This is a genomic window from Embleya sp. NPDC008237, assembly GCF_042956465.1.
Classification (GTDB): Bacteria; Actinomycetota; Actinomycetes; order Streptomycetales; family Streptomycetaceae; genus Embleya.
Genome location: NZ_JBIBGL010000009.1, coordinates 176,823 through 184,638, shown reverse-complemented (window position 1 = coordinate 184,638; position 7,816 = coordinate 176,823). Strand labels below are relative to the sequence as shown.

At 71.2% G+C, this 7,816-nt stretch carries 5 protein-coding genes and 1 riboswitch; of the genes, 2 read left to right on the top strand and 3 right to left on the bottom strand.

Annotated features, from left to right (window positions below):
• Positions 1-579: 579 nt before the first annotated feature.
• Positions 580-1,818, bottom strand: a complete 1,239-nt coding sequence (locus ACFZBU_RS24020) for an ROK family protein (protein ID WP_391585669.1) — start codon at positions 1,816-1,818, stop codon at positions 580-582.
• Positions 1,819-2,042: 224 nt separating this feature from the next.
• Here ACFZBU_RS24020 and ACFZBU_RS24015 point away from each other — a divergent pair, with 224 nt between their 5' ends.
• Positions 2,043-3,605, top strand: coding sequence for an APC family permease (locus ACFZBU_RS24015; RefSeq protein ID WP_391585668.1), 1,563 nt, complete (start codon positions 2,043-2,045; stop codon positions 3,603-3,605).
• The gene (locus ACFZBU_RS24010) at positions 3,602-4,633 is read left to right on the top strand and encodes an ROK family protein (protein ID WP_391585667.1); all 1,032 of its coding nucleotides are present in this window, start codon (positions 3,602-3,604) and stop codon (positions 4,631-4,633) included. Before ACFZBU_RS24015 ends, ACFZBU_RS24010 begins: the two co-directional genes overlap by 4 nt.
• Before the next feature lie 564 nt (positions 4,634-5,197).
• Here the strand turns inward: ACFZBU_RS24010 and ACFZBU_RS24005 are convergent.
• Positions 5,198-6,178, bottom strand: a complete 981-nt coding sequence (locus ACFZBU_RS24005) for an NlpC/P60 family protein (RefSeq protein ID WP_391585666.1) — start codon at positions 6,176-6,178, stop codon at positions 5,198-5,200.
• A 6-nt stretch (positions 6,179-6,184) separates the two neighbouring features.
• Positions 6,185-6,379: riboswitch (cyclic di-AMP (ydaO/yuaA leader) on the bottom strand.
• A gap of 450 nt (positions 6,380-6,829) precedes the next feature.
• Positions 6,830-7,795: an LLM class F420-dependent oxidoreductase gene (locus tag ACFZBU_RS24000; protein WP_391585665.1), complete on the bottom strand. Its 966-nt coding sequence runs from the start codon at positions 7,793-7,795 to the stop codon at positions 6,830-6,832.
• Positions 7,796-7,816 lie beyond the last annotated feature (21 nt).

Below are 7,816 nucleotides of genomic sequence, written 5' to 3'. Positions count from 1 at the left end.
ATCGCCCGAGGGACGCGACGCAGCGACCGAACGGCCCCGCCGTCATCCCGTTCCCGGGATCCGACCCGGTGCCGCAGGTCGATTCCCGGCACGGCGGCGCGTCGGGCAACCTGCCGTCGCCCGATCGAATGTCCGCCCCCGTGGCGTGCGTCGGCCACGCTAGGAGTGCCATCGACACAGTGTCAATGGTCTATACCAAACCGAATATTGGTCCAGACCTTGAATCAAGCGGAACCCGCCCGACCGGCCCCGGAGACCAACCGGGTGTTCATTGCCCGGGTCGGGTGCGCCGGCCGGAAAACACCCTCGTCCGCGCGTTGCGCACCCGAATTCGACCCCGGCGAGGGTCCCGGTGGGTGCCCGGCCGCGCCGGTGGCAGGCACATCGTCCGCGATGCCGGCGGGCGGCGCGCCCGGGTCGCCGGCACGTTCGGGTTGCTCGGGCGGCTCGGGCCGCCCGGGTCGCCAAGGTCGCCCGGGTGTCGGCACCGTCGCCCGGGCTGCTCCGGGCGCCCGGATCGCCCGAGCCGCTCTCGTGAGCGGAGGGATCAGCCCGCGCCGACCCGGGGCCGAGCCCGACTCACCCCTGAGCCATCGTGTGGTGGGCGAAGACCCGCTCCCGGGCCGTGGACACCGCCGTGGCGACCGCGCCCGACAGGACCGCCTCCTCGCCCAGACTGCTCGCCGCCACCCGGGGCCGCAGCGGGGTCAACTCGTGCAGCGCGGCGGTCATCGGGCCCATCAGCAGGTCGGCGTTCGCGCCGATGCCGCCGCCCAGCACCACGAGTTCGGGATCGAGCACCGCGGTGACCGCGGCCACCACGTGCGCCAGCCGCTGTGCCTCGTGCCGCACCGCGCCGGCGGCCGGCTCCACCCCGCGCCGCGCCGCGTCGAAGACGCCCTTGGCGGTGAGCGGACCGGTCATGCCCAGCGCCCGGGCACCACGCACCACGGCGTCGGCCGAGACCGCGTCCTCCAGCATGCCGCGGCGCGGTACCGGCGCGCTCGCCCCGTGCCCGACGCGGTCCGAGGGCCGCGGCGACAGCGGCAGGAAGCCGATCTCACCGGCGGCGCCCGAGGCTCCGGGGAACAGCCGCCCATCGGCGACGATGCCCATGCCCAGGCCGGTCCCGACGGTGACGTAGACGAACAGCGGACAGCCCACGCCCGCCCCGCTGTGGTATTCGCCCAGCGCCGCGAGGTTGGCGTCGTTGACGATGTCCACGGTGGTGCCCAGCGCGCTCTCCATCCGCCCGCGCAACCCCGGTCGGCCCCACCCGGGCAGGTTGACCGCGTAGCGGATCCGGTCGGCCGCGCGGTCGTACACGCCCGGACAGCCGATCACCGTGTGCACCACCGCGGTCGGCGCCAGGCCCGCGTCGGCCACCACGGTCTGCGCCAGGTCGGTGGCGGTGGCCAGCATCGTCGCCGAGGTGCGGGCCCGGTTGTGCCGGTCCTGGCGGGCCAGCAGTCGGCCGTCCAGGTCGGCGACGGCGACCCGGATCCAGGACCGTCCGACGTCGATACCCACGACATAGCCCGCGGTCGGATCCGGTTCGTACAGCAGCGCGGCCCGACCGCGCGCGCCGGTCTCCAGGCCCACCGCACGGACCAGCCCGGCGCGTTCCAGCGCCTCCAGCGCGGTGGACACGGTGGGCTTGGACAGGCCGGTGTCACGGGCGAGTTGGGCCCGCGAGATGGGTGCCGCGGCGCGTACCCGGTCGAGGAGCACGCGCTCGTTGATGCTGCGCAGCACGCCCCGGTTCCAGTGCGCCACGGGGGGCGGGTCGTTTTCCGGTGGGATCCCACCTGCGGTCATCGGTTCTCCGTCAGTGGTGTCGAGGTGCTCGCGCCACTGTAACGGCCATGGAAGGGCAAAGATGTGGACCGGATCCGGGCTCACCCTTGACGGGGATTAGTTAAGGAATTTTACTTTACAAACCGGCCGCGCCATGAGCCGGGCCGCACCACGAAATCCCTTTTCCCGCAACCCCGTTCCGACTCCCGGTGTCCCCCGGGCGTCCCCTGTTCTGGAGGTTCACGGTGAGCGCCGGCCCAAGAGCGACCACGCCGGACGGCGGATTCGTCCGCCGGATCGGCCTGTTCCAGGCGACCGCGATCAACATGAGTCAGATGTGCGGCATCGGTCCGTTCGTCACCATCCCGCTGATGGTGGGCACCTTCGGCGGCCCGCAGGCCATCCTCGGCTTCCTCGCCGGTGCGCTGCTCGCCCTCGCCGACGGGCTGATCTGGGCCGAACTCGGCGCGGCCATGCCCGGTGCCGGCGGCACGTACATCTACCTGCGCGAGGCGTTCCAGTACCGCACCGGCCGGCTGATGCCGTTCCTGTTCGTCTGGACCGCGATCCTGTTCATCCCGCTGATCATGTCCACCGGCGTGCTGGGCATGGTGCAGTACCTGCAATACCTGTGGCCCTCGATGTCGCAGACCGAGGGCGACCTCGTCGGCGTCGGCATCGTGCTCCTGGTGGTCCTGCTGCTGTGGCGCAAGATCGAGTCGATCGGCCTGTTGAGCAGCGTCATGTGGGTGGTCATGCTGATCAGCGTCGGCGCGGTGATCATCGCGTGCTACACCAACTTCGACGCGGACCTGGCCTTCACCTACCCCGACGGCGCGTTCGACCTGGGCGCCACCGGCTTCTGGCTCGCCTTCGTCGGAGGCCTCAACATCGGCATCTACGACTACCTCGGCTACAACACCACCGCCTACCTCGGCGCCGAGATCAAGAGCCCCGGCCGGGTGTTGCCGCGTTCGATCGTCTACTCCATCGTCGGCATCATGGCGATCTACCTGATCATGCAGATCGGCGTGCTCGGGGTCACCGACACCGACACCATCTCCGGCTCCTCCTCCATTGGTTCGCTGGTCCTGGAGAAGGCGTGGGGCAAGGGCGCGGCCCAGACGGTGACCGTACTGATCCTGATCACCGCCTTCGCATCCGTGTTCGCCGGCCTGCTCGGCGGCTCGCGCGTGCCCTACGACGCGGCACGCGACCGGGTGTTCTTCAAACAGTTCGCCCGACTGCACCCGCGACACCGCTTCCCGACCGTGGGCCTGCTCACCATGGGCGCGGTCACCGCGGCCGGCTTCCTGATCGGCAACCACACCGACTTCAACACGATCATCGTGCTGCTCACCGCGGTGATGGTGATCGTGCAGGCGGTCTCCCAGGTCGCCGCACTGATCGTGCTGCGCCGCCGGCAACCGGGCCTGGACCGGCCGTACCGAATGTGGCTGTACCCGGTGCCGGCGCTGGTCTCGCTGGTCGGTTGGATCGCGATCTTCTGCTACGCCGACAAGAACTCGCCCGGACGCCACCCGATCGAGTGGGCACTGGCGTGGGTGGCACTGGGCTGCGCCGCGTTCCTGGTGTGGGCCAAGGTGGAGCGGACCTGGCCGTTCGGCCCACGCGAGATCAGCGAGGAGTACCTGAACCGGTCCGGCCCGGGATCCGGTTCGGGTTCCGACTCGGACTCGCGCTCCGACTCGGGCTCGAACTCCGGTGCGGGCAAAGCCGGTTCGGGCGGCGCGGGTTCGGGCGGCGCGGGTTCGGGTGCGGTCGGCAATGTCGCGGAGCCCGCATGACGGCGCTCCACCGAGGCCGGGCCCCCGGTACTCCCGACTCCGCGCCCGCGCCGGAGCAGGTCTTCGCCTGCTCCGGCGCGGGCGCGGGCGAGGCCTTCGTCTGCGGCATCGACTTCGGCGGCACCAAGATCGCGCTGGCCACCGCGCGTCCCGACGGCACGATATTGGCGCGCGACCGGCTGATCACCGACGCCCGCGAGGGAGCGGTCCAGGCGGTGCGACGCGCGGTTGCGGCGACCCGCGCACTGGTCGCGCACACCGCCGCGACCGCCGGCGGCCACTGCGCGGCCGTCGGCGCGGTCAGCCCGGGCATCGTGCTGCCCGACCGGATCCTGCTCGCGCCCAACGTGCCCGGCTGGCAGGACCTGGCCTTGGCCGCGACGTTGTGCGAGGGGCTGGGCCTGGACCCCGAACGGGTGGCCGTCGGCAACGACGGCAAGGCCGCCGCACTCGCCGAATCCCGCTGGGGCGCACTGCGGGGCGCGGACCCGGCGATCCTGCTCACGGCCGGCACCGGGATCGCCGCCGCGATCGTGCTGGGCGGGCGCGTCCTGGCCGGCGCGCACGGGGCGGCGGGCGAAATCGGCTACCTGCTGCGTGGTCGCGCCGACACCGGCTTCGGCGCGGGACGCGCACCCCTGGAGGAGTACGCCTCCGGCATCGGACTGGGCACGCGAGGCAGCGAACTGCTCGGCCGCGAGGTGGACGCCGCCGCGCTGTTCGCCGACCCGGACCCGCGGGTGCGCGCGCTGGTCGACGAGGCGTTGGACGAACTGGCCGTGCACGTGGCCAACTTGGCGATCACGCTGGACGCGGAGCGGATCGCGGTCACGGGCGGCCTGATGCGCTCCGCTTCGCGGGTGCTGGCCGCGCTTCGGGCGCGGGTGCGGGTGGGGGTGCCGTTTCCGCCCACGGTGGTGCGGGCGCGGTTCCTGCAGGATGCGGCGCTTCGGGGGGCTCTCTCGCTGGCTGCGGAACTGTTGCCTCGCCTCCCGGGCGCGTGGGCCTCGAACGCGGGCCGCGCTTGAACGCCTCGGCCTCATACGCACGTTGGGCCGGGCTGGGTTCGCCTCATGCGCCGGCGGGGCTGGTTGGCCTCAAACGCCGGCCGGGCTGGGTTCGCCTCATGCGCCGGCGGGGCTGAGTGGCCTCAAACGCCGGCCGGGCTGGGTTCGCCTCAAGCGCCGGCGAGGCTGGTTGGCCTCAAGCGCCGGCCGGGCTGGGTTCGCCTCAAGCACCGGCGGGGCTGAGTGGCCTCAAACGCCGGCCGGGCTGGGTTCGCCTCAAGCACCGGCGAGGCTGAGTGGCCTCAAGCGCCGGCGGGGCTGGGTGGGTTCGTGTGGGTTGGTGGTTGGGAACGGACCTGGTGGTCGTTGTGTTTGTCCGGTCGTCGACGAGTGCGCGACTTGGTTGGTGGCTGCTTCGGGTTCGGGACTCGCGGTGCTTGTGTGATGGGGCTTGAGGTTGCGCGGACCTGGCGGGGGATGTGGGGGCGGCGCCGTGCTCTCCGACCGTCGTCGGGGGGCACGGCGCCGGAAGGGCGTCCCACTGTGCGGTTGTGCTACTGCGGCCGACGGTTGTCGGCGGGGTGATCAGACCGGGCGGGTGGCGCCGGCGATCGGCATGGTGCTGATCGAGGCGATCTCGACCGGCTTGCGCGGGTTGGCGGCGTGCACCATCTTGCCGTCGCCGATGTAGATGCCGACGTGGCTGATGCCCGAGTAGAAGAACACCAGGTCGCCGGGCTGCAGGTTGGCGACCGACACGTGCGGGTCGGCGGCGAACTGGTCGTTGGTCACGCGCGGCAGCGAGATGCCCGCGGACTTGTAGGCAGCCTGGACCAGGCCCGAGCAGTCGTACGCGTTCGGGCCGGTGGCGCCGTACACGTAGGGCTTGCCGATCTGCGCCTTGGCGAAGGCCACGGCCTGGGCGGCCTTGCTGCTCGACGCGGTGGACGAGCCGCCGGTCGGCGCCTGGTTGCCCTTCGAGCCGCCGGTGGCGGGCTTGGCGGGGGCCTTGGCGGCGGGCTTGACCGACACCCCGGCCGACGGCTTGCTCGTCGGCTTGGTGGTGGTCTTGCCGGGGGTGACGGTGGTCTTCGGCTGCACCTTGATGCTCGGCTGGGCCGGAGCGGCCTTGGACAGCACGGGCGCGGCGCCGGTCAGCCGGAGGGTCTGGCCGATCTGGATCAGGTCCGGGCCGGACACGAGCACGTCGCGGTTGAGCTCGTACAGGCTCTGCCAGCCGCCGGTGACCTGGTTGGCCCGGGCGAGCCCGAACAGCGTGTCGCCGGCCTTGACCACGTAGCCGGCCTTGTCGGCGGGGACGGCGGTTTCCTGCGCGGCGGGCGCGGCCTGGACCGGAGCGCTCTCGACCGCGGCGGTCGGAGTCGCCGACAGGACGGCGGAGGCGCCGGAGGTGGGCTGCTCGGAGGTGGAGGGGGCTTGTGCCTGAGCCGTACCGGCAGTGGCGACCGGGATTACGACACCCATGCCGGCGATGCCCACCGCCGCGACGAAGCGGCGGACGTTGGCGGGGCGAGCGGCGCGGTGGCGAGCGTTTGCGGACAGCATGAAATGGGGTCCTCTCCTGTCGCCTACGAGGTGAGCTGTCGGATTCGGACTGGAGCAGCCCGGTCGCGCAACACGCGACTTCACCCCTAGCCGTCACCGGAACGATCCCGGCCACGGCGATCCACCTGGTTCCCCCGCTCCCGTCGGATTCTTCGATGTAGACCTCCCGCTGCCGGCGACGGGATTCGGCGTACCGGCGACAGGGTTCACCCGAAAGGTGAATCGGCGAGAAAGGTAGGCAATGCCGATGCCGGATCACAACCGAAACGCCGACTTTGCCTCCGGCGTAAAGGCGGAATAAAGGCGACATCTCACCCGGACTCGGCGCGGCGCACCGGTGATGACGAGGGGATATCTCGGAGAGTGGCGTGATCGTCCGGTCACGGAAAATAGTCGAAACTCATGCCGGGGCGCGGGAAATGAATTACCACGCGAAGTCGGCTTAGTAATTTATGTCCGTTTTATCCATGCGGCCTACATCACATTTCGGACGGTTCGATCGAAGGGACATGCCGGACATGCCGGCGATCGAACGATCCACCCAACCCCACCCGCCCCACCCCACGCGCACGTCCGCCGATCGCCGAAACCACGGAGCGGGGGCGCCGACCTCGCGCCCCCGCTCCGTCCCGCTTCCGCAGTCCCAACCCGTCACAACTCCCGCAGTGCCGCCAAGAGCTTGTCCTGAGCCCAGTCCAGGAAGGCGTGCTGCGTCTCGCCGCCGATCTGGACGAGCGCGACCTCGGTGAACCCCGCCTCCACGTACGGGCGCACCGCGTCGACGAAGGCGCCCACGTCGTCGCCGCACGGAATCGACTCGGCCACGTCCTCCGGCCGGACGAACTGCGTGGCGCCCGCGAAGCCGGCGGTGCCCGGAAGCTCGGAGTTGACCTTCCACCCGCCCCCGAACCAGCGGAACTGCTCGTGCGCCCGCGCGATCGCGGCGTCCCGGTCGGGGTCGTAGCTCACCGGCAGCTGGCCCACCCGGGGCTTGCCCGCGCCGCCGTGCCGATCGAATTCGGCCAACAACTCACCCTTGGGCTCGGTCGCGATGACCAGGTCGGCCAGTTGCCCGGCCAGTGCGCAGCTCTGCGCGCCGGAGACCGCGATGCCGATCGGCGGCGGTCGATCCGGCAGGTCCCACAACTTGGCGGACTCGACGTCGAAGTGTGTGCCGTGATGATCGACATAGCCGCCCGCGAACAGGGCCCGGATGATCTGCACCGCCTCGCCGAGCATCTCCTGCCGTACGTCCGCCGCCGGCCACCCGCCACCGATCACGTGCTCGTTCAGGTTCTCGCCGGAGCCGAGTCCCAGCCGGAAGCGCCCGTCCGACAACAACTGCACGGTGGCGGCCTTCTGCGCCACCACCGCCGGGTGGTACCGCATCGTCGGACACGTCACGTACGTCATCAACGGAATCCGCGACGTGGCCTGGGCCGCCGCGCCCAGCACGCTCCAGGCGTACGGCGCGTGGCCCTGCGCATCCAGCCATGGGAAGTAGTGGTCCGAGGTCACCGAGAAGTCGAAGCCGACCCGCTCCGCGTGCACCACGTGCTCGACGAGATCCTTGGGTCCGGCCTGTTCGGTCATCATCGTGTAGCCGATTTTCACCATGGGACGCGGGTGCCCGAGCGG